19 protein-coding genes and 1 pseudogene are annotated in these 25,548 nt (G+C 64.1%); 9 read left to right on the forward strand and 11 right to left on the reverse strand.

Annotation, left to right across the window (positions count from 1 at the left end; translation table 11 throughout):
- Positions 1-4: 4 nt before the first annotated feature.
- From EN824_RS04450 to EN824_RS04465, 4 genes and pseudogenes are all read left to right on the forward strand, one after another.
- Positions 5-1,305, forward strand: a pseudogene (locus EN824_RS04450) (cytosine deaminase).
- Positions 1,305-2,708: an FAD-binding oxidoreductase gene (locus EN824_RS04455; protein WP_135932126.1), complete on the forward strand. Its 1,404-nt coding sequence runs from the start codon at positions 1,305-1,307 to the stop codon at positions 2,706-2,708. The pseudogene EN824_RS04450 and the gene EN824_RS04455 overlap by 1 nt, the downstream one beginning before the upstream one ends.
- Positions 2,708-3,289: an NAD(P)H-dependent oxidoreductase gene (locus EN824_RS04460; RefSeq protein WP_167531380.1), complete on the forward strand. Its 582-nt coding sequence runs from the start codon at positions 2,708-2,710 to the stop codon at positions 3,287-3,289. The genes EN824_RS04455 and EN824_RS04460 overlap by 1 nt, the downstream gene beginning before the upstream one ends.
- The gene (locus tag EN824_RS04465; protein ID WP_135931933.1) at positions 3,289-3,876 is read left to right on the forward strand and encodes an NAD(P)H-dependent oxidoreductase; all 588 of its coding nucleotides are present in this window, start codon (positions 3,289-3,291) and stop codon (positions 3,874-3,876) included. The genes EN824_RS04460 and EN824_RS04465 overlap by 1 nt, the downstream gene beginning before the upstream one ends.
- Before the next feature lie 170 nt (positions 3,877-4,046).
- Here EN824_RS04465 and EN824_RS04470 read toward each other — a convergent pair whose 3' ends face one another.
- The 5 genes from EN824_RS04470 to EN824_RS04490 form a co-directional block, all read right to left on the reverse strand.
- Positions 4,047-6,497 (reverse strand): FAD-dependent oxidoreductase, encoded by a 2,451-nt coding sequence (locus EN824_RS04470; protein ID WP_135931934.1) that lies wholly within the window; start codon positions 6,495-6,497, stop codon positions 4,047-4,049.
- Complete coding sequence (locus EN824_RS04475; RefSeq protein WP_135931935.1) at positions 6,494-7,675, reverse strand: pyridoxal phosphate-dependent aminotransferase; 1,182 nt, start codon at positions 7,673-7,675, stop codon at positions 6,494-6,496. Before EN824_RS04475 ends, EN824_RS04470 begins: the two co-directional genes overlap by 4 nt.
- Complete coding sequence (locus EN824_RS04480) at positions 7,668-8,573, reverse strand: homocysteine S-methyltransferase family protein (RefSeq protein ID WP_135931936.1); 906 nt, start codon at positions 8,571-8,573, stop codon at positions 7,668-7,670. The genes EN824_RS04475 and EN824_RS04480 overlap by 8 nt, the downstream gene beginning before the upstream one ends.
- Positions 8,570-11,023 carry an FAD-dependent oxidoreductase gene (locus tag EN824_RS04485; RefSeq protein WP_135931937.1) on the reverse strand — a complete coding sequence of 818 codons (2,454 nt, stop codon included), beginning with the start codon at positions 11,021-11,023 and terminating at the stop codon, positions 8,570-8,572. The genes EN824_RS04480 and EN824_RS04485 overlap by 4 nt, the downstream gene beginning before the upstream one ends.
- 103 nt (positions 11,024-11,126) lie before the next feature.
- Positions 11,127-11,723, reverse strand: coding sequence for an XRE family transcriptional regulator (locus EN824_RS04490; RefSeq protein WP_189343740.1), 597 nt, complete (start codon positions 11,721-11,723; stop codon positions 11,127-11,129).
- A 171-nt stretch (positions 11,724-11,894) separates the two neighbouring features.
- Here EN824_RS04490 and EN824_RS04495 point away from each other — a divergent pair, with 171 nt between their 5' ends.
- Positions 11,895-12,599 carry a nitroreductase gene (locus EN824_RS04495; protein ID WP_189343741.1) on the forward strand — a complete coding sequence of 235 codons (705 nt, stop codon included), beginning with the start codon at positions 11,895-11,897 and terminating at the stop codon, positions 12,597-12,599.
- 28 nt (positions 12,600-12,627) lie between these two features.
- Here the strand turns inward: EN824_RS04495 and EN824_RS04500 are convergent, their stop codons facing one another.
- The 5 genes from EN824_RS04500 to EN824_RS04520 form a co-directional block, all read right to left on the reverse strand.
- The gene (locus EN824_RS04500; RefSeq protein ID WP_135931938.1) at positions 12,628-14,070 is read right to left on the reverse strand and encodes an MFS transporter; all 1,443 of its coding nucleotides are present in this window, start codon (positions 14,068-14,070) and stop codon (positions 12,628-12,630) included.
- 169 nt (positions 14,071-14,239) lie between these two features.
- Positions 14,240-14,827, reverse strand: coding sequence for a sarcosine oxidase subunit gamma (locus tag EN824_RS04505; protein WP_127871547.1), 588 nt, complete (start codon positions 14,825-14,827; stop codon positions 14,240-14,242).
- Positions 14,820-17,813 (reverse strand): sarcosine oxidase subunit alpha, encoded by a 2,994-nt coding sequence (locus EN824_RS04510; protein ID WP_127871546.1) that lies wholly within the window; start codon positions 17,811-17,813, stop codon positions 14,820-14,822. Before EN824_RS04510 ends, EN824_RS04505 begins: the two co-directional genes overlap by 8 nt.
- The gene (locus tag EN824_RS04515; RefSeq protein ID WP_027145874.1) at positions 17,810-18,106 is read right to left on the reverse strand and encodes a sarcosine oxidase subunit delta; all 297 of its coding nucleotides are present in this window, start codon (positions 18,104-18,106) and stop codon (positions 17,810-17,812) included. The genes EN824_RS04510 and EN824_RS04515 overlap by 4 nt, the downstream gene beginning before the upstream one ends.
- Before the next feature lie 9 nt (positions 18,107-18,115).
- Positions 18,116-19,375, reverse strand: coding sequence for a sarcosine oxidase subunit beta (locus EN824_RS04520; protein WP_127871545.1), 1,260 nt, complete (start codon positions 19,373-19,375; stop codon positions 18,116-18,118).
- Positions 19,376-19,564: 189 nt separating this feature from the next.
- On the opposite strand from EN824_RS04520, the gene EN824_RS04525 reads away from it, so the two are divergent.
- Positions 19,565-22,051: a mechanosensitive ion channel family protein gene (locus tag EN824_RS04525; RefSeq protein ID WP_127871544.1), complete on the forward strand. Its 2,487-nt coding sequence runs from the start codon at positions 19,565-19,567 to the stop codon at positions 22,049-22,051.
- Here EN824_RS04525 and EN824_RS35085 read toward each other — a convergent pair.
- Positions 22,048-22,191, reverse strand: a complete 144-nt coding sequence (locus EN824_RS35085; RefSeq protein ID WP_167531377.1) for a hypothetical protein — start codon at positions 22,189-22,191, stop codon at positions 22,048-22,050. The two genes, EN824_RS04525 and EN824_RS35085, sit on opposite strands and share 4 nt — an antisense overlap.
- Positions 22,192-22,267: 76 nt before the next feature.
- Here EN824_RS35085 and EN824_RS04530 point away from each other — a divergent pair, with 76 nt between their 5' ends.
- The 3 genes from EN824_RS04530 to EN824_RS04540 all read left to right on the forward strand — a co-directional run bounded on the left by EN824_RS04530 (position 22,268) and on the right by EN824_RS04540 (position 25,542).
- Positions 22,268-22,531 carry a hypothetical protein gene (locus EN824_RS04530; RefSeq protein ID WP_127277681.1) on the forward strand — a complete coding sequence of 88 codons (264 nt, stop codon included), beginning with the start codon at positions 22,268-22,270 and terminating at the stop codon, positions 22,529-22,531.
- A gap of 225 nt (positions 22,532-22,756) precedes the next feature.
- Complete coding sequence (locus tag EN824_RS04535) at positions 22,757-24,190, forward strand: UbiA family prenyltransferase (protein WP_127277682.1); 1,434 nt, start codon at positions 22,757-22,759, stop codon at positions 24,188-24,190.
- A gap of 2 nt (positions 24,191-24,192) precedes the next feature.
- The gene (locus EN824_RS04540) at positions 24,193-25,542 is read left to right on the forward strand and encodes an FAD-binding oxidoreductase (RefSeq protein ID WP_127277683.1); all 1,350 of its coding nucleotides are present in this window, start codon (positions 24,193-24,195) and stop codon (positions 25,540-25,542) included.
- Positions 25,543-25,548 lie beyond the last annotated feature (6 nt).

Raw genomic sequence — 25,548 nt, forward strand, 5'->3', positions numbered from 1 at the left:
GTCCTTGATACCGAATACAGGTTCATACCGGCTCGCCAATGCCCGGCTTCACCAATCCCTGACGCCGGGCCTTGCCGCTGGTTACGACAATGATGGCTTTGCGCTCGCCGACATCGCTGTCGCCGATGGCAAGATTTCCAGCATCGCCGCGTATGCCGCATCGAAGGCACCCGCCGGCGCCATCAATCTTGGCGGCCGTATCGTGCTGCCGTGTTTCGTCGATTGCCACACGCATTCGACAAGGGCCATATTTGGCCGCGAAAGCCCAATCCCGACGGCAGCTTCATGGGTGCGCTGAACGCCACCGGCGCCGACCGCATGGCGCGCTGGAGCGCCGAGGACGTGGCGAAGCGCATGGATTTCTCGCTGCGCTCGGCCTACGCGCATGGCACCAGGGCGCTGAGAACCCATATCGACAGCGTCGCCCCTCAGGAGGAAATCTCCTGGCCAGTGTTCGAGACGATGCGCGACGCATGGCGCGGCCGCATCGAATTGCAGGGTGCCTGCCTGCTCGGCATCGAGGGCGTGCGTGACAGAAAATGGTTCGACAGGCTGGCCAAACGAGTGGCCGCCGCCAGGGGCGTGCTGGGTGTGGTCACCTATATGGTGCCGGACCTGGAGGAACTGCTCGACCACGTCTTCGCGCAGGCGACCAAGCACGGGCTCGACCTCGATTTTCACGCCGACGAGACCAACGATGTCGCCGCGATCTCGCTGAAGAAGATCGCCGAGGCAGCCCTGTGGAACGGATTCGAGGGCAAGATCCTCGTCGGCCATTGCTGCTCGCTGGCGCGGCAGCCCGATCTCGAGGTGCTGGACACGCTGGACAAGGTGGCGAAGGCCGGGCTCGCCGTCGTGTCGCTGCCGATGTGCAATCTTTATTTGCAGGATCGACGGAGCGACGGCACCACGCCGCGCTGGCGTGGCGTGACTCTGCTGCACGAGATGAAGGCGAGGGGCATTCCGGTGGCCGTCGCTTCCGACAACACGCGCGACCCCTTCTACGCCTATGGTGATCTCGACATGCTGGAAGTCTATCGCATGGCGACGCGCATCCTGCATTTCGATCATCCGGTCGCCGACTGGCCGCAGGCGGTGACCGCGACACCGGCCAAGGTGATGCGGCTCGATGGCTTCGGCGTGCTTGCCGCCGGCGGCGACGCGGATTTCGTCCTGTTCAAAGGTCGAAGCTGGACGGAATTGCTGTCGCGGCCCGAATCGGATCGCATCGTCGTGCGCGCCGGACGCGCGATCGACCGGCAATTGCCCGACTATGCCGAACTCGACGAGCTGATGGTGGAATGATGGATGTTTCGGCGCTCAAACGCGATCTCGACGGGATAAAGCTCGACGACAATCCGGCGATCGTCCAGCAGAAGAGCCGCGACTTCTACTGGTACAGCCCGGTGCTGAAACGGCAGCTCGACCACGTCACCGGCGACCTCATCGTGACGCCGAAGACCGAGGCCGAACTGATCCGCGTGCTTGCCGCCTGTCACCGCCATGGCGTGCCGGTGACGCCGCGCGGCAGCGGCACCGGCAATTACGGCCAGGCAATGCCGCTGTCGGGCGGGGTGGTACTCAACCTCGCCGAGATGAACGAGATCAAGTTGATCGGCCCAGGCCGCGTGGTGACCGGACCCGGCGCGGTGCTGGCCGACATCGACAAGGCGACGCGGGCGCATTCCGGCCAGGAACTGCGGCTGTCGCCCTCGACCTACAACACCGCCTCCATCGGCGGCTTCATCGCCGGTGGTTCTGGCGGTGTCGGCTCGATCAATTTCGGCGGATTGCGCGACTTCGGCAACGTGCTGCGGCTGAGCGTGGTGACGATGGAGGCCGAGCCGAAGGTGCTCGAACTGACAGGCGAGAACCTGCACAAGGTGACCCACGCCTATGGCACCAATGGCATCATATCCGAGGTCGAGATGCCGCTGACGGCAGCCTATGACTGGATCGATGTCATCGTCGGTTTCGACGCCTTCATGGAAGCAGCCCGTTATGGAAACGCGCTCGCCTGCCAGGACGGCATCCTGACCAAGCTGATCACGCCGATCGCGGCACCCGTGCCGCAACTCTACTTCAAGCGGCACCAGAAATTTTTCAGGGAAGGGCAAAGCATCTGCGTCGTCATGGTGGCTCGGCATGGGCTGGACGCCTTCCTGGCCTTTACGCGCCGCGCCGGGGGCGACGTGATCTTCAACGCTGCCCTTGCCGCGCCGGAGGAGAAAAAGGGCCTGCCGCCGGCCTACGAGCTGGCCTGGAACCACACCACGCTCAGGGCACTGCGGGTCGATCCGTCGATTACCTATCTGCAATCGCTCTATCCCTTTCCCGACCAGTTGGCGCTGGTCGAGAAGATGGATGCAATGTTCCCTGGCGAGGTGTTCTCGCATCTCGAATTCGTCCGGCTGGACGGCAACATCACCTGCTTCGGCCTGCCGCTGGTCAAGTTCACCACCGAGGCGAGGCTCGACGAAATCATCCGCCTGCATGAGGACAATGGCTGCCCGATCTTCAACCCGCACCGCTACACGCTGGAAGAGGGCGGCATGAAGCAGACCGACGCCGTGCAGTTGGCCTTCAAGCGCGAGACCGATCCGGAAGGCCTGCTCAACCCCGGCAAGATGATCGCCTGGGAAAACCCGGACTACGACTACCGTTCGGGCCGGACTTTTCTGTTCAAGGGGCTGCAAAAGGCAGGCTGATGAACATCCTCGTGCTCTACGCCCATCCGGTCGAGACCAGCTTCAATGCCGGCCTGCACCGGATGATCGTCGAGCGGCTGACGGCGGCGGGTCACACAGTCGACAACTGCGACCTCTACGCAGAGAATTTCGACCCGCGCCTGACGCGGGCCGAACGGCTTGGCTATCACGACCCGCGTGGACCAGGGGATGCGGTTGCCGGCTACATTCAGAGGCTGCAGGCGGCCGAGGCCCTGGTGCTGTCATTTCCGGTCTGGAACTACGGCTATCCGGCGATCCTGAAAGGATTTTTCGACCGCGTCTTCCTGCCCGGCGTGTCGTTCAAGCTGGTCGATGGCAAAGTGCAGCCGACGCTGCACAACATCCGTAAACTGGCGGCTGTCACCACCTATGGCGGCAGCCGGTTCCGCGCCATGGTGATGGGCGATCCGCCGCGCAAGGTCGTGAAGCGCATGCTGCGCGCCACGATCAAGCCCGGCGCTCCCGTCTCCTATCTCGCCCATTATGCGATGAACCTGTCGACCGACGAAACGCGCAAGTCCTTCATGACGAAGGTCGCGGCCAGCATGGATGCCTTCTGATGCGTGCGCTTGTCGTCTATTGCCATCCGGTGCCGGAGAGCTTTTGCGCCGCGATCCGCGACACCGCCGTGGACGTGCTGACGCGTCGAGGCTGGGACGTGCGGCTGCTCGACCTCTATGCCGAGAAATTCGATCCGGTGATGAGCTGCGAGGAGCGGCGCAGTTACAACGACCATTCGCCGCAGGATCCGGCGCTGAAGCCGCATTTCGAACTGCTCAATTGGGCCGAGGCGATCCTATTCGTCTATCCGACCTGGTGGTATGGGCTGCCGGCGATGCTGAAAGGCTGGCTCGACCGGGTGTGGGCGACCGACATCGCCTTCAAGCTGCCGGCGGGCAAGGGCGGGATCAAGTCGCTGATGACGCATGTCACCAAGGTCGGCGTCATCACCACCTGTGGTGCGCCAACCTGGTGGAGCGTCGTCGTCGGCCAGCCCGGACGTAAGACCTTGCTGCGCGGCATGCGGGCGCTGTGCGCCAGACGCTGCAAGACGTTTTTCCTGGCGCATTATTTGATGGACGCCTCGACGCCGGCGACGAGAGCGGCGTTTCTGGTCAAGGTGCGGGCGAAGCTGGAGCGTTTTTGAGCGCTGCACTTGCCTTCTCCCCTTGTGGGAGAAGGTGGCCTCGCGAAGCGAGGTCGGATGAGGGGTGCTCCAGGGAACACCAACGCCTCACTCCGCTGGAACACCCTCATCCGTCTCGGCGCTGCGCGCCGATCCACCTTCTCCCACAAGGGGAGAAGGAAAAAGCCGCGCTACATCCTCACCCGTTCCGACCTCGGATCATACATCGGCTTCAGCGATGCTTCGGCGGCAAACCGTTCGCCGGCGATCTCGATCTCATAAGATGAAGCGAGCACATCCGCCTCGCTTTCGCCCTGGCATGGCACATAGCCAAGGCCGATGGCGCCGCCGAGATGATGGCCGTAATTGCCGGAGGTGACCGGACCGACGATCTTGCCGTCGCGCAGGATCGCCTCGTTATGGAAGAGCAGCGGCTGCGGGTCCTTCAGCCGGAACTGGACCAGACGGCGGTTCAACCCGGCCTCCTTCTTCTTCAGCACGGCGTCGCGGCCGATGAAATCGCCCTTGGCTGTCTTCACCGCGAAGCCAAGGCCTGCTTCCAGCACATTGTCCTCATCGGTGATATCGTGACCGAAATGGCGGAAAGCCTTTTCGATGCGGCAGGAATCCAGCGTGTGCAGGCCGCAGAGTTTCAGGCCGACATCCGCGCCGGCCTTGTCGACCGCCTCGAAGACATGGGCAGCCTGTTCGGTAGAGACATAGAGCTCCCAGCCGAGTTCGCCGACATAGGTGACGCGGTGCGCCCGGGCGAGCCCCATGCCAATCTCGATCTCCTGGAAGGTGCCGAACGGATTGTTCTCGTTGGAGAAGTCGTTGGGGCTGACCTTCTGGATCAGTTTTCGCGCATCCGGACCCATCAGGCAGAGCACGCTTTCGGCGGCGGTCAGATCTGTGATGACGACGAACGCCTCACCGACATGGCGGCGCAGCCAGGCGAGGTCGCGTTGCAGCGTGGCCCCTGGAACGACGAGGAAATAGACCGTATCCGAAAGCCGCGACACGGTGAGGTCGCTCTCGATGCCGCCGCGCTGATTGAGCATTTGCGTGTAGACGATCTTGCCCGGCGCCACATCCATGTCGTTGGCGCAGAGCCTTTGCAGGAAACGCTGAGCGTCGCGACCCTCGACTCGGATCTTGCCGAACGAGGTCATGTCGAACAGACCGACCTTGTTGCGGACCGCCAGATGCTCCTCACGCTGATTGTCGAACCAGTTCTGCCGCTTCCAGGAATAGCGATATTCGCGCTCCTGGCCTTCGCGCGCGAACCAGTTGGCGCGCTCCCAGCCGGCAACCTCGCCGAACACGGCGCCACGCGCCTTCAGATGTTCATGCAAGGGCGAGCGGCGCACGCCACGCGATGTCGCCATCTGCCGGTAGGGAAAATGGTCGGCATAGAGCAGGCCGAGCGTTTCGGAAACGCGCTCCTTGAGATAGCGGCGGTTCTTCTGGAACGGCTGGGTGCGGCGGATGTCGACTTCCCACAGGTCGAACGGCGCTTCGCCATCGTTGATCCACTGCGCCAGCGCCATGCCGGCGCCGCCGGACGAGACGATGCCGATCGAGTTGTAGCCGGTCGCCATCCAATAGCCGCGCAGTTCCGGCGCCTCGCCGAGATAGTAGCGGTCGTCGGGGGTGAAACTTTCCGGGCCGTTGAAGAAAGTGTGGATGCCGGCGGTGGCCAGCATCGGCATGCGGTTGACGCCCATTTCGAGGATAGGCTCGAAATGGTCCATGTCCTCGGGCAACTGGTCGAAGCAGAAGTCCTCGCGGATGCCGTCCATGCCCCATGGCTTGGCCACCGGCTCGAAGGCGCCGAGCATCATCTTGCCGGCGTCTTCCTTGTAGTAGGCGCATTCGTCGGGCACGCGCAGCACCGGTAGGCGGCCGAGGCCTGAGATGGGCTCGGTGACGAGATAGAAATGCTCGCAGGCATGCAGCGGGATGGTAACGCCGTTCTGGGCACCGAGTTCGCGCGCCCACATGCCGGCGCAGTTGACGACGATGTCGGCCTCGATGGTGCCTTGCTCTTCGCCCTGCGCCCAGGACACGCCGGTGACCCGGCCATTTTTTGTATGGACCTTCGTCACCTTCACATTCTCGACAATGGTGGCGCCGCGCTGGCGCGCGCCCTTGGCCAGCGCCATGGCGATGTTGGCCGGGTCGCATTGACCGTCGAGCGGCAGGTGCACGGCGCCGACCACGTCGGAGACGTTGAGATGCGGATACATCTGCTTGACTTCATTGGGAGAAATCTCGCGCACATCGACATCGAAGGCGCGGGCGAGCGATGCCTGCCGGTAGATCTCGTGCTTGCGCTCCTCGGTCAGCGCGACGGTGATCGAGCCGACCTGGCGCATGCCGGTGCCGACCTCGGTCTCGGCCTCCAGCTTCACGTAGAGGTCGGCCGAATATTTCGCCAGCCGGGTCATGTTCTGCGAACCGCGCAACTGTCCGATCAGGCCGGCGGCATGCCATGTCGTGCCCGAGGTCAGCTGCTTGCGCTCCAAAAGCACGATGTCGGTCCAGCCGAGCTTGGCCAGGTGGTAGGCGACCGAGCAGCCGGAGACGCCGCCGCCGATGATGACGGCCCGCGCCTTGGTGGGAATGGTCTTGGCGGTCATGCGGCCTCACGACGGTAGCTGGAAACAAAACGGCGCAGCCGAGCGGCTGCTTCCCGCAGTACCGGTTCGGGCTGGCACAGGCTGATTCTGATATGGCCGGCCGCGGCTTCGCCGAAGCTGGAGCCAGGCATGACGCCGACCTTCTCCTTGTCGAGAAAGGCGAAAGCGAATTTCTCGTCGTCGGGTTCGACATCCGATATGTCGAGCATGACATACATGCCGCCTTCGGAGCCGCGCACGGTGACATCATTCATGCCGCGCACCGCATCGAGCAGGACGGTGCGGCGTGCGGCGTAGCGTTCGGCGATGTCCTTGACGCCATAGTGCTGCTCCAGCGCCTCGGCGCAAGCGATCGAGATGAAGGCCGGCAGGCCGTAGGTCGTCACCAGGTTGAGGTTGATCAGCAGCGCGATCATCTCCTCCGGACCCGTCAGCCAGCCCATGCGCCAGCCGGTCATGCCGTGGCTCTTGGACATCGAATTGATGACCAGCGTGCGCTCGGCCATGCCGGGAAGCGAGCGCGGCGAGACATGCTCGCCGCCGCCCAGCGTCCAGTAAACCTCGTCGGACAGCAGCCAGAGGTCGTGCTCGCGGCAGAGCTCTGCCAGTTGTTCCAGCCGCTCGCGCGAGTAGACCGCTCCAGTCGGATTGTTCGGCGTGTTGATCAGGATGGCGCGCGTATTGGGCTTGAGTGCTGCACGGATCATTTCCGTGCGGGGTTGGAACCCATCCTCGGCCGGCGTCTCGACCACGGTGAAACTGGCGCCGGCGGCACTGAAAGTGTTGGGGTAGGTGGCATAGTAGGGCGCCACGACGATGGCGTGGTCGCCCTGATCGAGCACGGCTTGCACGGCAGCGTAAAGTGCTGCCTGGCCTCCCGGCGTGGCAATGACCTCTTCGGGCATGGTCTCGACGCCGGTGCAGGCGCTGGAGGCCGCCGCCATGGCCTTGCGCAGGCGTGGCAGGCCGGGCAGCGGCGTGTAGTGATGGTTGCTGCCACGGACCGCTGCCACACAAGCTTCGATCGTCTGCGACGGCGTGTCGAAATCGTGGTCGCCGACCGACAGCATGATGATGTCCTCACCAGCCTCCTTGCGGTTCCAGGCGGCGAAATGAACCTCCCAGCCATCCTTGCCCGATGGCACGATGCCGGTGATGCGCGATGATGGTTTAGGCATGTAAGACTCCCGAGATCGCGTAACCGTTCTGTTCCAGCCGATCGCGCAAGGCGGCGATGTGAGCGGGACCGACCTCGCAGCAACCGCCGACGATGTCCGCCCCGGATTCCACCCAGCCGACAGCCTGATCGGCGTAAGCATCCGGACCGAGATCGTGGCGGGCATGCAGCACATCCACCGTGCCGCCATGCTTGAGCGCTTCGGTGGAGGTGAAGCCATTGGCATAGGCGCCGACCGGGCCGCCGAGCTCGATCAGTTCCGGCAAGGCCGCCGCGATGGCTTCCGGACGACAGCAGTTGAGCAGCCGCGCCGCCACCGGCAGATTTCCGAGCGCGTCCGCTGCCGACGCAATCGTCTCGCCGCTGCGCAAGCGTGGCGTGCCGTGATCGGCCAGCGTCCATGACACCCAGACGGGCTTGCCGCTTTCCGATGCGGCGGTGACTGCCGCGCGCGCCTCTTCGGCAGAGGCCATGGTTTCGCACAGGAACAGGTCGACGCCATCAGCCTGTTCGGCGACGATGCGGCGGTAGATGTCGAGCGTGTCCCGGTAGGGGATCGTCAGCGCCGGCGCGTAGCTGCCGAAAAGCGGTGACAGGCAGCCGGCGATCGCCGCGTCGCCGGCCTCGTCGCGGGCTTGCCTGGCGAGGTCGATGCCACGCTTCTGCAACGGCTTGAACAGGTCTTCCGCGCCCTCGCGCGCCAGGCGTTCGGGCGTCGCCGAATAGGTGTTGATGGTGATGACCCGGGCGCCGGCGCGGATGAATTCGGCATGCAGGCCGCGCACGAGGTCCGGTTCGTCGATCAGCACCCTGGCCGACCACAGCGGCGTCGGCTCGGACTTGCTGCGCCGCACCAGCTCCTGGCCCATGCCGCCATCGGTGAGGATAACCGGCTTCATGCGCGCAGCCTTTCGTTCTTGGGATCCCACAACGGCTCGTCCTGCTGCACGACCGCCTTGAAACGGTCGCCGAAGATCTCGACCTCGACAGAGGTGCCGGGTTCGCTCAGGTCGGCGCGCAGCATGCCGAGCGCGATCGATTTGTCGACACGATGACCCCAGCCACCCGATGTCGTCTCACCGACGATCTGGCCGTCGTGCCAGAGCGTCGACATGTAGGGCGCGTCGCAATCGCCGGGATTTTCGACCACCAGCGTGACGAAGCGCTTCTTCACGCCTTGCTGTTTCTCGTTCTGGAGTGCCGCCTTGCCGCGGAAGTCGGGCTTTTCCCATTTGACGAAGCGCTCGAGCCCGCCCTGCAGGATCGAATAGTCGGTCGACAGGTCGCCCTTCCAAGTGCGGTAGCCCTTTTCCAGGCGCAGCGAATCCAGCGCGTACATGCCGAACGGCTTCAGCCCGTGGTGCTGCCCGGCGGCACAGATCGCATCGAAGATGGCGGCGGTGTCGTCGACCCTGGTGTGGATCTCCCAGCCGAGCTCGCCCGCGAAGGAGACGCGAACCAGCTTGGCCCAGCGGCCGGCGATCCTGGTCTCCTGATGCGTCAGCCATGGCAAGGTCAGGTCGGCCTCACAGACATCGGCAAGGATTTTTCGCGAATTGGGGCCGGCCAGGATCTGCGTGGAGAATTCCTCTGTCCGGTCGATCAGCTTGAACGCGGCATCCCCGGGCATGTGCGACTTCAGCCATTCGAAGTCGTGCCACTGCGCCACCGCCGCGGTGATCAGCGTCATGGACTCCTCGCCATGGCGCACCACCGACATTTCGGTGACGATGCGGCCCTTGTCGTCGGAGAAATAGACCAGGCCGATGCGACCGGGCTTCGGCACCAGGCCGGTTACCTGCCGGCTCAGCCATTCGGCGGCGCCAGGGCCTTCGAGATTGAAGCGCGAGAAGCCGGGCAGGTCGAGGATGCCGGCGGCGTCGCGGACCGCGAGACACTCTTCGCGGACTCGTTGCTGCCAGGGCCCCTCGCGGCGGAAGGTCAGCGTGGCTTCCTCGGAGATGTCGTCGCCGTCCTGCGCGTACCAGGTGGCGCGTTCCCAGCCATTATAGGCATCGAAGCGGGCGCCCAGCGCCTTGATGCGATCGTGGATCGGCGACAGTTTCCTGTCGCGGCCTTCCGGCCAGGCGTGACGCGGGAACTGGATGGCGTATTCGTTGCCGTAGATTTCCATGCCCTTGGCCACGCAATAGTCCGGCGCGGAAGCAAAGGAGGTGAAGCGGCGCGGATCGCACGACCACATGTCCCATTCGGTCTGGCCCTGCGTCACCCATTCGGCCAACACCTTGCCGGCGCCGCCGCCCTGGGCGATGCCGAAGGTGAAGACGCAAGCCTCGAAGGCGTTGGGAACGCCCGGCATCGGCCCGATCAGCGGATTGCCGTCGGGCGCATAGGGGATCGGTCCGTTGATGACCTTGGACAGGCCGGCGGTGCCCAGGATCGGGACGCGGGCGACCGCGTCCGCCAGATAATGCTCCAGTCGGTCGAGATCGTCTGGGAAGAGCTGGAACGAAAAGTCATCCGGCATGGGATCGTTATGGGTGGCCCAATGCGCGCGGCAATTGCGCTCATAGGGGCCGAGGTTCATGCCGGCCTTTTCCTGGCGCAAATAATATGAAGTGTCGACGTCGCGCAGCAGCGGCAGCTTCTTGCCCTGTTCCTTCGACCAGGCGGCGAGCTCGGGGATCTCTTCGAACAATATGTACTGGTGGCTCATCACCATCATCGGCACTTCGCGGCCGAACATCCTGCCGACTTCGGCGGCACGATAGCCGGCTGCGTTGACGACGATCTCGCAGCGGATCTCGCCTTGCGCCGTTACAACCACCCACTCGTCCTTCTCACGGCGCACGCCGGTGACGGGGCAGAAGCGGATGATCTTCGCGCCCATGTCGCGTGCGCCCTTGGCCAGCGCCTGCGTCAACTGTGCCGGGTCGATGTCGCCGTCGCTCGGATCGTAGAGCGCGCCCTTCAACTCGTGCGTTTCGAGGAAGGGATAGCGGCGCTTGATCTCGTCGAGCCCGACCACGTTGATGTCCATGCCCTGATAGCGGCCCATGCCTTTGGCGCGCTGGAACTCCTGCATGCGCTCTTTCGAGTGGGCGAGCCTGAGCGAACCGGTGACATGGTAGTTCATGGGATAGTCGACGGCGTCGGCGAGGCCCCGATAGAGTTCGGTCGAATAGCGCTGCATGTTCATCAGCGACCATGAGGAGGAGAAGGTCGGCACATTGCCGGCGGCATGCCAGGTCGAGCCGGAGGTCAGCTCGTTCTTTTCCAGGAGCACGCAGTCGGTCCAGCCGGCCTTGGCCAGATGATAGAGCGAGGAGGTGCCGACCACGCCACCTCCGATGATCACCACGCGCGCGGTGCTCGGCAAACCCGCCATGTTCTTCTCCCAATCTTCAAGCGCGCCGCGCTTTTCTTTTTGTTTTTATGCGTGTCGCCGTCGCAAAACCGCTGCATGGTTCCGGACGACATCCACTCATCAATCAATAGACCGGCGGCGAAACCACCCAGATGACAACAGCCGGCTCGCTACCCGGATTGCGCCAGCGGTAAGGCTTGCCTTCGAAGCGAAAGGAGTCGCCTTCGCCAAGCCGGTGCCAGACCCCGGCTATTTCGATGTCGAACTGCCCGGACGCGATGTATCCGGCCTCCTCGGTCGGCCGGCGGGCCTCGTTCTTCAACTCCGCTCCCGGCGCGAAGACCGACCGCACCATCTCGAAGCTACCACCGAGGTCCGGTGACAGAAGCTCCTCCACCAGACCGGATTCGCTGGTGCCAAGCGCGCGGCGCTTGCCGGCGCGCACCACCACGCCGCGCTCGCTCTCCACGGGCACGTCATGGCTGAAGAACAGGCTGATCGGCACGCCGAACAGTTCGGCAAAGGCCCGGAGATCACTAAGCGATGGCGTCGACAGGCCGCGCTCGACCTGGCTGACCCAGCCGACCGAACGGCCGAGCTTCAGCGCGATCTCGGCCAGCGTCAGTCCGCGCACCCGGCGCAAGGCCCTGATATCGCCGGCCAGGACTCGCTCGTCAGGTCCCTGTAATGTTCGTGGGGTAGGGGAGACCAAATCGCTCACTTCATGAAAATTTTCAGCCGAATTTCATGAGAAATCAAGCTCATGAAAAAATCAAGTAGATTTTCACCAATGCTCAAGATTTGCTTGCAGGATTTTGACGGTTCATGCAAAGGCTCCGCCGCGAGCGGCGAGTGGGGACGTCCGATCGACACAACGGCTAAGGGACGGCCCATGCTGGAAAAGAAGGCTCGAATCACGGTTGATGCCGAGATCGTCGACGACGCGATCATGTCGCGCCGTTCGGTGCGTGCATTTCTGCCCGACATGATCGATGACGAGACGATCCGTGACATACTGACTGTTGCGGCGCGCGCTCCCTCCGGCACCAATATGCAGCCGTGGCGGGTCTACGTTACCAAGGGCGGGACCAAGCAGCGGATCACGGATGCCATCATGAATTCCGGCATCCGCGCGGAAAAAGCCGACTGGGACGAATATCGCTACTATCCGACCCAGTTCTTCGAGCCATATCTCACCCGCCGCCGTGCCAACGGGTTCGGCCTTTATGGCGCGCTCGGCATAGGCCGCCGGGAGGTCGACAAGATGCGCGCCCAGCACGACCGCAACTTCGTCTTCTTCGACGCGCCGGTCGGCATGATCTTCACCATCGACCGCCGGCTCAACCAGGGTTCGTGGATCGACTACGGCATGTTCCTGCAAAACATCATGGTCGCGGCGCGGGGCAGGGGTCTGCATACCTGTCCGCAAGCGGCCTTCGCGCCCTATCACCGGCAGATTAGGTCGGTGCTCGGCATTCCCGACGAGGAGATCGTCGTCTGCGGCATGGCGCTCGGCTATGAAGACACTTCCAAGCCCGAGAACGCCTTCCGCACCGATCGTGAGCCGCTCGAGGAATGGGTGACGTTCAGCGAATAGGTCTCGGCCGCCAACCGGGGCAGGGCCGCTATTCCGTATTCATGTGCGCGCCGTGGCCGCTGACATGGGCGCCGTCTTGCGGCGTCAGCTTGAGATAGGCAAGCAGCGCGCAGAGCGTGATGATGCCCTCGATCACGAACAGGATCCGGAAATCGCTGGCGACGGCCGGCCCGCCGCCGGCGAGAAACGAGAGCATCGCGGCCGCGAGGCCGACGCTGATGGCGACCGCCAGCTGCCACAGGATGTAATAGAGCGCGCTGAAGCGGGCGAGCTGCTCGGGCGCGATGTCGGAATAGGCTAGATTGCCGGTCGAAGCCCATTGCACCGAGCGGAAGACGCCAAAGACGAAGATGTAGGTGAGCGTGATCCAGACCGGGGTCGTTGCTTGGATCAAGGCGAAGCCCGCGACCATGGCGGCTACCACGGGCGTGTTGAAGACCAGCACGCGGCGAAAACCGAAACGGTTGAGAAGGCGTGGCATGAAGAAACGCATACCTACCGAGCCGACCGCCGCAACGAAGGTCAGCGATCCCGCCTGCACCGCGCTCATGCCGAAGCCGAGCTGAAACATCAGCGGCAGCAGGAAGACGACGGAGCTGAGACCGATCGTGTCGAGGCCGCCGCCGGTAAGGAAGGAGATGCGGAAGGTGCGGATGCGCAGGAGCTTGAGATCGAGCAAGGGATTGCGCACACGCAGGCAGTAGAAGGAGGCGGCCGTCAGGATGACGAGCGCCAGCGCAAGCTCGGCCGCGATCATGCCGCTGGCGGCGTCTTTTGCCGCAAGGGAGTCCATGCCGAAGACCAGTAGCACCATGCCGCTGCCGACAAGCACAAAGCCTGGAAAATCGAACCGCGTGCGCACGGGCTTAGTCATTGTCGGGAACAGTGAGGCGGCAAGGATTGCGGCGGCGAGTGCGAACGGCACGTTGATGAAGAAGATCCAGCGCCAGGAGATGTAGGTGGTCAGCGCGCCGCCGACGAGCGGACCGACCAGCGGCCCGGACTGGCCGGCCAGCGAGATATACATGTTGATCTTCAAGGTCCGGCTGCGCGGGAAGGTCGACAGGATGACGACCTGGCCGAGCGTGCCCATCAGTGCGCCACCGAAACCCTGCAGCGCGCGGGCGCCGACCAGCATCCAGATGTCGTTCGAGAGCCCGCACAGAGCCGATGAAGCGGCAAACACCAGCAAGGCGAAGCAATAGACGTTGCGCAGGCCGAAACGATCGGCCGCCCAGCCCCCGAGCGGCATGGAGATGATCAGGCTGGCGACGTAGACGGTGATCAGCAGGCCGAGTTGGCTCGGCGGACGGCCGAGGCTTTGGCTGATGCCCGGCAGCGCCGTCACTACGACATTCTGGTCGAGGCTGGTCATGAACACGCCGCACGCGACCGTCAGCGGCAGCAGGAGCAAGGCTCTGGCCGGCACATCGGCGCGATCGGTGGCGCCGGCGGATAGTTCAGCAGTCATGGGGATGTTCGAACCAAATATGCCGACTTTGAGACCGGATTTTCATATCCCTTGGACCGTGGGCGGCCATGTTTTGCATCATGGGCGCCCGCGGCAGGATTCTCTAGCGGCAGAACTGGCCGGTATTGAGGCCAGAAGCAGCGGCAATGGGCACATCCGGCCGCACTGCCTACTGCACCTCGTAGCCGACTTCCTCGCTGGCATGGCAGAGCGCCTTCCAGAACGAGCGGGCGAAAGAGCGGAAGACATAGATGTCGAACTGGTCGGTGCCGGTGCGCTGGATCTGGGCGAAGACATCGTGATGCGTTGTCGAGCGGCCGGCGCCGACCGGAAAGGCGGGCAGAACGAAGTCGATGGCAAAGAATTTCGACAGCACCCATTCGGCTTTCGGCCCGGCAATGCGGATGGCGGTGCGGCCATGCGACAGGTCCGTCACCGTGCCGATGGCCGGCGTCACCGCCTTGGCGAAGGCCGCGGCCAATCCTTCGGCCTCATCGGCCACGGTGAATTTTCCCGGTGCGAAACCGAACACCGACTTCGCGCCGTCGCTCAAGCCGCCGCCGGCGCCGTCCGGCAGAGCGAGCCCGCTGACGGCGCGGATCGCTGCCATCAGTTTCTTCTCTTCGCCAGGCCATGCCGCGAGTTGCACGATCGAGCCCGGCCTGGTTTCGGTGAGCAGGATTTCGACGCCATGTTCGAAATTGCCGTGCGAGCCGACATGGAATTCCGGTTCGAGGGGCGATTGACGCTCAGCCATGCATGCGGGTCCCTTCCGGATCGTAGAAGTGGTTGGAGACGATCTCCACGGGTCCGAAGCGGCTGCGCAAGGGATCGGAGACATGGGCACGCGTGCCGTGCCTGGCCTTGCCGCCCTTGACCAGCGCCAGCGCGATATGCTTGCCGAGCGCCGGCGAATAACAGCAGGCGGTGATGTGCCCGATCGAGCCGTGCGGATTGACCTCGTCGACTTCCTCGACAATATGCGCGCCGCCATTGAGCGGCCGGTTGTCGAGCGCGATCAGGCCGACCAGTTCCAGCCGCTCGGACGCGACGAGGCCTTCCCGGTCCATCATCGCGGAGCCGATGAACGGCTTCTTCTTCGACAGCATCCAGTCGAGATGCAGGTCGCGCGCCGTGGTGCGGCCATCGATCTCGGCGCCGGTGACATGACCCTTCTCGATGCGCATCGTGCCCAGCGCCTCGAGCCCGTAGGTCACCAGCCCGAACGGCTTGCCGGCCTCGACCAAGGCTTCCCAGACATGGGTGCCGTGGCCGGCGCCGGAATAGACTTCGAAGGCCATTTCGCCGGAGAAGGATAGCCGGCAAATCATTACCGGCACACCTGATATCTCACCGTGCACGATGCCCATGAAGGGCAGCGTCGCATTGTCGACAGCCGTGCCGGTGACACAGGCCGCGAGAATCTGCCTCGCTTTGGGGCCGCCTATCGCGGCTCCCGCCCATTCGTCGGTCACCGAGGTGACATGGACCTTGAGTTCCGGCCAGATCACGTCGAGGAAATATTCCAGATGCTGCATCACCTTGCCGGCATTGGCCGTGGTGGTGGTCATCAGGAAATCCTGTTCGCCCAGCCGCCAGGTGGTGCCGTCGTCGAAGGCAAAACCGTCCTCGCGCAGCATCAGCCCGTAGCGTGCCTTGCCGACGGCGAGCGTCGAGAACATGTTGGTGTAGACGCGGTCCAGGAACGCGGCCGCGTCGGGGCCTTGCACGGCGATCTTGCCCAGTGTCGAGACATCGACCATGCCCGCGCTTTCGCGCGTCGCCTTGGCTTCTCGCACATAGGCCTGTTCGACAGTCTCGCCTGAAAGCCCGTAGATCATCGGCCGGTACCAGAGGCCGGCCGAATACATGGTCGCGCCATTGGCGAGGTGCCAGTCATGCATCGGCGTAAGCCGCTCGGGCTTGAGGTCACCGAAACGTTCGGCTGCCAGCGAGCCGATCGACACTGGCGCGAAGGGCGGCCGGAAGCGGGTCGTGCCGACTTCCGGGATCGGCTTGCCGAGCGCTTCCGCCATGATGGCAAGGCCGGGGATGTTGGAGCTCTTGCCCTGGTCGGTGGCCATGCCGAGCGTGGTGTAGCGCTTCAGGTGCTCGACTGAGACGAAGCCTTCGCGATGCGCCAGGCGGACATCCTCCGCCGTGACGTCGTGCTGCAAGTCGACAAAGCTCTTGCCGCTGCCCTTGATCTCGAACACAGGCGCGGGATCCTGGTCTCCAGGAGTTGCCTCGACAGTGGGCAGCGCCGCCGGCGTGCCTGTTCCTCCGGCTGCGGCAAGGCCTGCGGCGCGGCCTTCGGCGATCGCCTCGACCGTCGAAAAGCTGCCGGTGAAGGCGCCGGCGCCAATCCAGTTTTGTGTCGGCTTGGGCGGCAGGAAGGCTTGCCGGGCGGCGTTCCATTCCGCTTTGGCGCCGGCCTGGCTGGCCAGATGAATGGTCGGCGACCAGCCGCCCGACATCAGCAGGCAATCGGCATGGACGCTGCGCGCATCGCCGCTCAGCGCACCGGCGACCATGTCGAAACGCTGGACCTTGAGGCCGGACAAGGCCTTGCCACCTTCCGTGGCGACCACCGCATGGCCGGACAGCAATTCCGCCTCGGCTTCGCCGGCCAGGGCGCTCATCTCGGCGGAGGGCTGCGGGCGCACGTCGATGATGGCAACGATCGCGGCACCTGCCTGCTTCAGCGCCAACGCCGACCGGTAGGCGCTGTCATTGTTGGTGAACACCACCACCCGCTGCCCCGGCAGCACGCCGAATTCGCTGGCGTAGCGCTGCGCCGCGTGCGCCAGCATCACGCCGGGCCGGTCATTGCCCGGGAACACCAGCGGCCTTTCGAAGGCGCCGGTGGCCAGCACCACGGATCCGGCGCGGATCGCCCAGTAACGATGGCGCGGCTCACCCTTTGCGGGCTGCGCCTTGTGGTCGCTGACCCGCTCGAGCGCGGCAAGCGTGTTGTTGTCGTAGTAACCCCAGACCGTGGTGCGCGGCAGAAGCCGGACATTGTCGCGGGCCTCGAGCTGGGCGACGGTGCGCCGCACCCATTCAGCCGCCGGTGCGCCATCGATGGTTTCGCCCGACCAGTTGCCCGAACCGCCGAAACGCGGCTCGAGATCGGCCAGGACAACGCGTGCGCCTTGATCGGCGGCAGCCTTGGCGGCCATCAGCCCGGCCGGGCCGGAGCCGACCACAAGCACGTCGCAAAACGCGTTCATGCGTTCATAGCGGGCCGGGTCCTTTGCCGATCCGGCGCTGCCGAGGCCGGCGGCGCGGCGGATGAAATGCTCGCAGAACATCCAGAAGCGCGTGCCTTTCAGCGGGCCGACAACCGGACCCATGAAGGTCTTGTAGTAGAAGCCGGCCGACAGGATCTTGCCGCCGAGCTGGTTGACGGCATGGATGTCCCAGGTGAGCGAGGGGAAACGGTTCTGGCTGACGGCGATCAGCCCGTCATGGATCTCGACCATGGTCGCCGGGATGTTGGGCTCGCGCACTTCGCCCTTCAGCACCGTTACCAGCGCGTTGGGCTCCTCGACGCCCGCGCTCAGCAGGCCGCGCGGCCGATGGTATTTGAAGGAACGTCCGAACAGCGTGACGCCATTGGCCAGCAGCGCGGACGCCAGCGTGTCGCCGCCATGCCCGGTATAGGCAACGCCGTCGAAAGTGAAGCGGATCGTCTTCAGCCGGTCTATGCGGCCGCCGGTGTCGGTGCGGCGCGGGCTCATGGCTTGTCCTCCGCCTTGCGGCGCGCGGCCGAGCTGTGATCGCCGCGCACGAAGGCGACACTGGAAATCTCATGCGTCAGCGTGTTGCGCACAACCCTCAGATGCGCCCGGCAGCCGCCGGAGTGCTGCCAGATCTCGTTGTGGTCGCCGGCCGGATTCAGCCGGTCGTAGACATAGGCGTTCCAGGCCTCGAAATTCTGCGAGGCGGGGTCGGGACGCTCGCGGTTTCCGTCGCCCTGATAGGTGAACTCGATGACGTCGCGCGGGCCGCAGTAGGGGCAAGTGATCAGCACGGAATGTTCCTAATGAAGCCGCGGGTTCGCGCCCTGACCCTTGTCGTCGATCACCAGGCCGCGATGAAAGCGGTCGAGCGTGAAAGGGGCGTTGAAATCGTGCGGCTGGTCCTTGGCGATGGTCCAGGCAAAGCACCAGCCGGAAGCCGGAGTCGCCTTGAAGCCGCCATAGCACCAGCCGCAATTGAGATACATGCCGGGCAGGGGGCCGATGGTGATGATCGGCGAGCCATCCATCGACATGTCGCAGACGCCGCCCCAGGAGCGCAGCATGCGCACGCGGGCAAGGCCTGGGAAAAGCGCCAGCATCTCGCTCATCACCTCGTCGACGATGGGCAGATTGCCGCGCTGGGCGTAGCTGTTGTAGCCGTCGATGTCACCGCCATAGACAAGGCCGCCCTTGTCGGACTGCGACATGTAGAAATGGCCCATGCCGAAGGTCACGACGGTGTCGATGAAAGGTTTCAGCGATTCGGTGACGAAGGCCTGCAGCACATGGCTTTCGATCGGCATCGTCTCGACGCCGGCCAATTGCATGACGCGGCCGGTGCTGCCGGCCACCGCGACCGCCACTTTCTTGGCCCTGATATCGCCGCGCGAGGTGGTGACGCCGGTGATGCGGTCGCCGTCGCGCAGGAAGCCGGTGACCTCGCAATTCTCGATGATGTCGACGCCGCGGCGGTCGGCGCCGCGCGCATAGCCCCAGGCAACCGCATCGTGCCGGGCGGTGCCGGCGCGCCGCTGCATCAGGCCGCCAACCACGGGAAAGCGTGCATCATTGGAGATATCGAGCGCCGGGATCAGGCGCTTGATCTCGGCTGGCGTCATCAATTCCGCGTCGACGCCGAGATGGCGCATGGCGTTGCCGCGCCTCGCGTAGTCGTCGAACTGAGCCGGCGTGTGCGCCAGGTTCAGGCAGCCGCGCTGCGAGAACATGACGTTGTAATTGAGCTCGTGCGACAGGCCCTCCCAAAGCTTCATCGAATGCTCGTAGAAGCGGGTATTGGCCGGCAGCAGATAGTTCGAGCGCACGGCCGTGGTGTTGCGGCCGACATTGCCGGATCCCAGCCAGCCTTTCTCCAGTACCGCGACATTGGTGATGCCGTGTTCCTTGGCCAGATAGTAGGCGGTCGCCAGGCCGTGACCGCCGCCGCCGATGATGACGACGTCGTAGGATGCCTTCGGATCCGGCTTGCGCCAGGCCGGCTTCCAGTCCTTGTTTCCCTTGAGCGCGTTCGCGAGCAGCGAAAGGGCCGAGTACTCTGCCATGTGTAAGGTGTCCGTTGCGGGCGATGCGGCAGACTATAGAGCAGGCCGCATCGGCAAAGCCAATATTGCGCCATGGCCTTTCGACTGGCCGACGCCTCGATGCGACGGCTTGCCCCATGATATGGCCGTCTTTATCAAGGACAGGCTTTTTTTGAATTGCCTTTGCGCTCCGTGAGTCGCCAACAGATCATGCTTTTTCGATTGCTTCGCCTCATCCTGATCCTCGCGCTTGTCGTTTCGGCGCCGCCTTCGTTCGAGGCGATGGCGCAAGCGCTCGGCCAGGGCGCCGCCGGATTGGTCACCGATCAGCAGAAGGTCATCCAGGGCCTGACAGCCAAAACCGATGATCTCGAGAAGAAAATACAGCAGGACGGTGAGGACGATGCCTCGCTCGTGGATATCCGTCTGCAACTGGAGGATCTGTCGCGGTCGGCACTCACCAGTGCGCTGGCATTCCGTTCGCGCCTCACCGACATCAACAATCGCATCGAGGTGCTGGGCCCGCCGCCGGCGGCGGGCCAGCCGCAGGAGCCCGACATAGTGACCGGCGAACGCCAGGCGCTGGCGTCGGAGAAGGCCGAGATCAACGCGGTCGTCGCCAGCGCACAGAACCTGTCGATCCGCATCAGCGGGCTGATCGACAAGATCGGCAACATGCGCAGCGCGCTGTTCCGCAATCTTTTGACCAAGCGCTACGTACTCTCGGACGCCTTGAGCCCGCAGGTGTTTTCCGATGCGCGCGACGAGTTCGGCAATTTCTACAAGGCGGTGTCGTCCTGGCTGAGCTTCGCCATCAAGTTCAAGTTCCAGGCCATCCTGGCGGCAACCTTCGTGGCGCTCGGCCTGGCGCTGGTGCTTCTGGTCGGCGGGCGGCGCCTGTTCGGGCGGGTGTTCGAGGCCGACCCCAGCAATGAGGATCCATCCTATCTCAGCCGTCTTTCGGTGGCCTTCTGGTCGACCTTGCTGCCGACGCTGGCGGTTGCCGCGTTTCTCGGCTCGACTATCTTCTTTTTCAACTATTACAACGTCTTGCGCGGCGATATTGGGCTTTTCCTCAATGCGTTGGCCACCGTCATCGGCGTGGTGTTTTGCGTCAACCGGCTGACCAACGCGGCACTCGAGCCGCGTTTGCCCAACTGGCGTCTCATCCCCGTCGAAACCGGGCCGGCGCGCTGGCTGGTCCGCCTGACCACCGCCATGGCCGTGGTCATCAGCTTCAACACCTTCCTGTCGATCGTGAACGACAAGATGGGGTCGCCGCTGTCGCTGACCATCGCGCGCAGTTTCGTCGCCACCATCATCGTCGGCGTCATCCTGATCCTGATGGCGATGCTGAGGCCCTTCAAGGCGCGTGACGGAAGCTGGCGCCCGTGGCCGGCATGGCTGCGCTACACCTCGCTCGGGCTCGGGCTTTTCACCATCATCGCGGCGCTACTCGGTTATATCGGCCTTGCGCTGTTCGTATCGCTGCAGGTCGTGGTCACCGGCACCGCGCTGATAACAGCCTATATCGGCTTCCTGTCGGCGCAGGCGATCGGCGAGGAGGGCGCTTTCGCCAACACCTCGGTCGGGCGCTGGCTGTCGGCCAATTCCAGCTACGAGGATACCGCGCTCGACCAGCTCGGCCTTGTCGTCAGCATCGCCATCAACCTGATGATCGTGCTGGTTTTCCTGCCGCTGATCCTCTTGATGTGGGGCTTCCAGCCCGGCGATATCGAGGCGTGGGCATATAAGCTCGCTACCGGCATCAATATCGGTTCGGTGACGATTTCGGTCACCGGCATCCTGTCGGGCATCGTTGTCTTCGTCATCGGCTATTTCCTGACGCGCTGGTTCCAGGGCTGGCTCGACGGCTCCGTCATGGCGCGCGGCAAGGTCGATACCGGGGTGCGCAACTCGATCCGGCTGGCGGTCGGCTATGCCGGCGTAGCGCTCGCCGCACTGGTCGGCATCTCGGCCGCGGGCATCGACCTCTCCAGCCTGGCGCTGGTCGCCGGTGCTCTCTCCCTCGGTATCGGTTTCGGCCTGCAGAATGTGGTGTCTAATTTCGTCTCCGGCCTGATCCTTTTGGCCGAGCGCCCGTTCAAGGTCGGCGACTGGATCGTGGCCGGCGACGTCAGCGGCACGGTCAAGAAGATCAGCGTGCGCGCCACGGAGATCGAGACCTTCCAGCGGCAGTCGGTGATCCTGCCCAATTCCAACCTGATCAACAACGCCGTCGGCAACTGGACGCACCGCAACAAGCTCGGCCGCATCGACATCAAGGTCGGCGTCGCCTATGGCAGCGACGTCAAGCAGGTCCACGCCGTGCTGCTGGATATCGCGCGCAGCCATCCGCTGGTGTTGAAGAATCCCGAGCCTTTCGTGCTGTTTTCCAATTTCGGACCCGCCGCGCTCGAATTCGAGATTCGTGTGTTCCTGGCCGATGTGATGAACGGCAACATCGTGCAGAACGACGTCCGCTTCACCGTGCTGGAGAAGTTCGACGACCAGCACATCGAAATCCCTTCCACGCCGCGCGCGGTCGTCGAGGCCAAGAAGCACCAGGCTTGGCCAACCGATGACGACAAGATCGAGGCCGATTTCGCGGAGCAGGAAGAGGCCAAGGCGCAAGCCGAGGCGGAGTCGAAAAAGCTGCCGAAGCCGCGCAAGTCCAAGAAGCCCGATCCGGACTAGGCCCGGCATCCGGCCTGCCGGGCGGCGCCCGTCGCTGCCTTTCGGCTCATTTCGTGCCGGGCGGCCAGATTAACGGGGTGGGCAAAAGCCAAAGCCAATTGCGGCATGAATGCGGCATTCAGTTGCGGTTCAGCTTTCATCTCATATAAGCTCCCATGCAACGGCGAAAATGCCTTGTGAAATGCAACAGAGGCGGTGGGAACACCGATACTGCAAATGTGGAAGTCTCTCGTCGCTGCCGTGGCTTTGCTCGCCGTGAGCGGCTCGGCCCATGCCGCCAGCGCGGTCAACAAGGACGCCGAGACCCGCACGCTGGTCGTGACCGAGGGCGGCAGCAAGACCGAGCTTGCCCTGGCCGGCGGTGAAACCGTCGAGTTCTGCCAGAACGGCTGCTTCGTCACCTTGCCGAACGGTGACCTCGAAGCCCTGACCGGTTCGGAAACCATCGAGATTTCCGGCGGCGTCGCCCGCATCAAGTAATCTCCGTGGCATGGTTGGAAAGGCCGGGCATTTGTCCGGCCTTTTATCGTTTCCGGTAGCTGTTGCTTAACAGTGACGCCTGAAATACCGCCGCGGCAGCCGCCTGCAACCGTACGTTTTAACGTTCGCTAGGCGATCCCCCGCTATACCACTGTCCAAGACGCCGAAATACGGCGCTCAAGGGGTTCCGGTTTCCGGATCATATGCTGGCAGGGCAGGACGGGCATGGACGCGCGGTCGGACAGGAACGCAATACCGCTTGCGGTCGATCTCGACGGCACGCTGATCGCGACCGACCTGTTGTGGGAAGGACTGTTCATCCTCCTCAAGAAGAACCCGCTCTATCTTTTCCTGGTGCCTTTCTGGGCGGCCGGGGGACCGGCGCGGCTGAAGCAGGCGATCGCCCAGCGCGTGGACATCGACCCCGCCACGCTGCCCTATCGGGCGCCGTTGCTCGACCGGCTCCGCACCGAGCACGCCGAAGGCCGCAAGCTCGTGCTGGCCACCGGCACGCCGCGCAAGTTCGCCGACGCCATTGCCGTCCATCTCGGCATCTTCGACCGGGTGCTGGCCACCGACGGCCTCGACAATCTCACTTCGGGCAAGAAGCGCGCCTCGCTCCTCGCGGCCTATGGCGATGCCGGTTTCGACTATGCCGGCAACAGCCGCCATGACCTCCAGGTCTTCGACGCGGCGCGCAGCGCGATCGTGGTGGCGCCGGACCGTCATGCCGCACGCTGGCAGGCGGCGCATGGCGCCGAAACGATGCCGGCTCCGAAGCCGACATTGCCGACCATCATCAAGATGCTGCGCGTCCACCAATGGCTGAAGAATTCGCTGATCGCCGTGCCGATGATGCTGTCGCACGAATATTTCAACTCCAACATGATCTGGGAATGCCTGCTGGCGTTCGTCTCGTTCAGCGCCGTTGCCTCGGCGATCTATATCCTCAACGACTTCTTCGACCTTGCGCTCGACCGCAAGCACGTCACCAAGCGCAACAGGCCGTTCGCCAGCGGCGCGCTCTCGATCCCGTTCGGCCTTGGCGCGATCGCGGTGCTGCTGGCGATCGGCGTCGGCACCGGCTGCCTTCTGCCGATCGAATTCCTCGGGGTGCTCGGTGGCTATATGGTCGTTACGACCGCCTATTCGCTGTCGTTCAAGCGCATGCTTCTGGTCGACGTGCTGACGCTTGCCGGGCTCTATACGATCCGTGTGCTGGCGGGCGCGGCCGCCACAGGCGTCGACGTCTCGTTCTGGCTGCTCGCCTTCTCGATCTTCTTCTTCCTGTCGCTGGCGCTGGTGAAGCGCTTCGTCGAATTGCGCACCACCGCCATTCCGCCAGGCGAACGCATTGCCGGCCGCGGCTATCGCACCGAAGACCAGGAGATCGTCGCCCAGGCCGGCATGGCTTCGGCCTTCTCCTCGGCGCTGGTGCTGGCGCTCTACATGGACAGCGTCGCGGTGCGCGAACTTTATCCGCATCCCTGGCTGATCTGGCCGCTGGCGCCGATCGTGCTCTACCTCACCATGCGCGTCTGGATCCTGGCGCGCCGCGACGAAATGCACGATGACCCGGTCGTCTTCATCATACGCGACTGGCGTAGCCAGATCGTGGTAGCGATCGGCGCGGTGCTGCTGGTCATCGGGGGCTGGTAGGCATGGCCGAACGCTTCCAGAGCTTTGGCCTTGCCACGCCGCCTGCGGCAAGGGCGATGCATGCCGATGACGCCATTGCACTGCTGAAAGGCGGCCAGGCCAGGCAAGCATCGTTGCTTGCCTATGGCAATGGCCGGTCCTATGGCGATTCCTGCCAGAACCAGGCCGGCACGGTCATCGACATGCGGTCCCTGAACCGCATTCGCGGCTTCAACGCCGAGAGCGGCCTGCTCGAAGCGGATGCCGGTGTGCCGCTCGCGGATGTCATTGCACATGCCGCGCCTCACGGTTTCTTTCCGGCGGTGGTCCCCGGCACACAATTCGTCACGCTCGGCGGCGCCATCGCCAACGATGTCCATGGCAAGAACCATCACCGGCGCGGCACGTTCGGTTGCCATGTGGAAAGCTTCACCCTGCTGCGGTCGGACGGGCGTAGCTATCGCTGCTCGGCGACCGACAATCCGCGTCTGTTTCGGGCGACCATCGGGGGCATGGGCCTCACGGGCCTGATCCTGTCGGCCTCGATCCGGCTGATGCGGGTTCCGTCGCTCGACATCATCGAAAAGACGGCGCGGTTTCGCGAACTCGGCGAATATTTCGACCTTGCCGAAGCAGCGGACCAGGCCAACGAATATGCCGTCGCCTGGATCGACCAACTTGCCGGTGGCCGCGACAGCGGACGGGGCTTGCTGTTTACCGGCAACCACGCCGAGCATGGGTCGCACGCGGCCGCGCGTGCAAACGGGAAATTCTCGGTGCCGTTCCAGCCGCCCTTCAACGTGCTCAGCCGGCCGTTCCTGACCGCGTTCAACGCTGCCTACAGGTGGAAAAAACGCCCGGCTACCGTGCCGCGCCAGGTCGAATACCAGGGCTTTTTCTTCCCACTCGACGGTTTGCACGACTGGAACAGGCTCTATGGCCCGAAGGGGCTGTTCCAGCATCAAAGCGTGGTCCCGGAAGAGGCGGCGCGCGCGATCGTGCCGGCATTGCTGACGGCTGCCCGCCAGGCCAGGCAGGGGTCCTTCCTCACCGTCCTGAAGCGCTTCGGCGGAGTCCGCTCGCCGGCACTGCTGTCGTTCCCGAGGCCGGGCTACACGCTGACGCTGGACTTCCCCAACAGGGGAGCGGCGACGCTTGCCCTGCTCGGCGAGCTCGACCGCATGACCATCGCGGCCGGCGGGGCGGTCAACCCTTACAAGGATGCACGCATGTCGGCTGCGACCTTCAGCGCTTCGTTCCCCGACTGGCCGAGACTGGAAGCGTTGCGCGATCCCGCCTTCATGTCCGATTTCTGGGCGCGTACGGCCGGGAGCATCGACCACAGGCGCCGCGGCGCCGAGGCGGCCGAATAGATAAAA

The organism is Mesorhizobium sp. M8A.F.Ca.ET.181.01.1.1 (genome assembly GCF_004792025.1).
Taxonomy (GTDB): Bacteria; Pseudomonadota; Alphaproteobacteria; order Rhizobiales; family Rhizobiaceae; genus Mesorhizobium.

Excerpts from the sequence above, each read along its gene's own strand:
- EN824_RS04455 (WP_135932126.1), top strand. The coding sequence starts at position 1,305 with ATGGATGTTTCGGCGCTCAAACGCGATCTCGACGGGATAAAGCTCGAC.
- EN824_RS04460 (WP_167531380.1), top strand. The coding sequence starts at position 2,708 with ATGAACATCCTCGTGCTCTACGCCCATCCGGTCGAGACCAGCTTCAAT.
- EN824_RS04465 (WP_135931933.1), top strand. The coding sequence starts at position 3,289 with ATGCGTGCGCTTGTCGTCTATTGCCATCCGGTGCCGGAGAGCTTTTGC.
- EN824_RS04470 (WP_135931934.1), bottom strand. The coding sequence starts at position 6,497 with ATGACCGCCAAGACCATTCCCACCAAGGCGCGGGCCGTCATCATCGGC.
- EN824_RS04475 (WP_135931935.1), bottom strand. The coding sequence starts at position 7,675 with ATGCCTAAACCATCATCGCGCATCACCGGCATCGTGCCATCGGGCAAG.
- EN824_RS04480 (WP_135931936.1), bottom strand. The coding sequence starts at position 8,573 with ATGAAGCCGGTTATCCTCACCGATGGCGGCATGGGCCAGGAGCTGGTG.
- EN824_RS04485 (WP_135931937.1), bottom strand. The coding sequence starts at position 11,023 with ATGGCGGGTTTGCCGAGCACCGCGCGCGTGGTGATCATCGGAGGTGGC.
- EN824_RS04495 (WP_189343741.1), top strand. The coding sequence starts at position 11,895 with ATGCTGGAAAAGAAGGCTCGAATCACGGTTGATGCCGAGATCGTCGAC.
- EN824_RS04500 (WP_135931938.1), bottom strand. The coding sequence starts at position 14,070 with ATGACTGCTGAACTATCCGCCGGCGCCACCGATCGCGCCGATGTGCCG.
- EN824_RS04505 (WP_127871547.1), bottom strand. The coding sequence starts at position 14,827 with ATGGCTGAGCGTCAATCGCCCCTCGAACCGGAATTCCATGTCGGCTCG.
- EN824_RS04510 (WP_127871546.1), bottom strand. The coding sequence starts at position 17,813 with ATGAGCCCGCGCCGCACCGACACCGGCGGCCGCATAGACCGGCTGAAG.
- EN824_RS04520 (WP_127871545.1), bottom strand. The coding sequence starts at position 19,375 with ATGGCAGAGTACTCGGCCCTTTCGCTGCTCGCGAACGCGCTCAAGGGA.
- EN824_RS04525 (WP_127871544.1), top strand. The coding sequence starts at position 19,565 with ATGCTTTTTCGATTGCTTCGCCTCATCCTGATCCTCGCGCTTGTCGTT.
- EN824_RS35085 (WP_167531377.1), bottom strand. The coding sequence starts at position 22,191 with ATGAAAGCTGAACCGCAACTGAATGCCGCATTCATGCCGCAATTGGCT.
- EN824_RS04530 (WP_127277681.1), top strand. The coding sequence starts at position 22,268 with ATGTGGAAGTCTCTCGTCGCTGCCGTGGCTTTGCTCGCCGTGAGCGGC.
- EN824_RS04535 (WP_127277682.1), top strand. The coding sequence starts at position 22,757 with ATGGACGCGCGGTCGGACAGGAACGCAATACCGCTTGCGGTCGATCTC.
- EN824_RS04540 (WP_127277683.1), top strand. The coding sequence starts at position 24,193 with ATGGCCGAACGCTTCCAGAGCTTTGGCCTTGCCACGCCGCCTGCGGCA.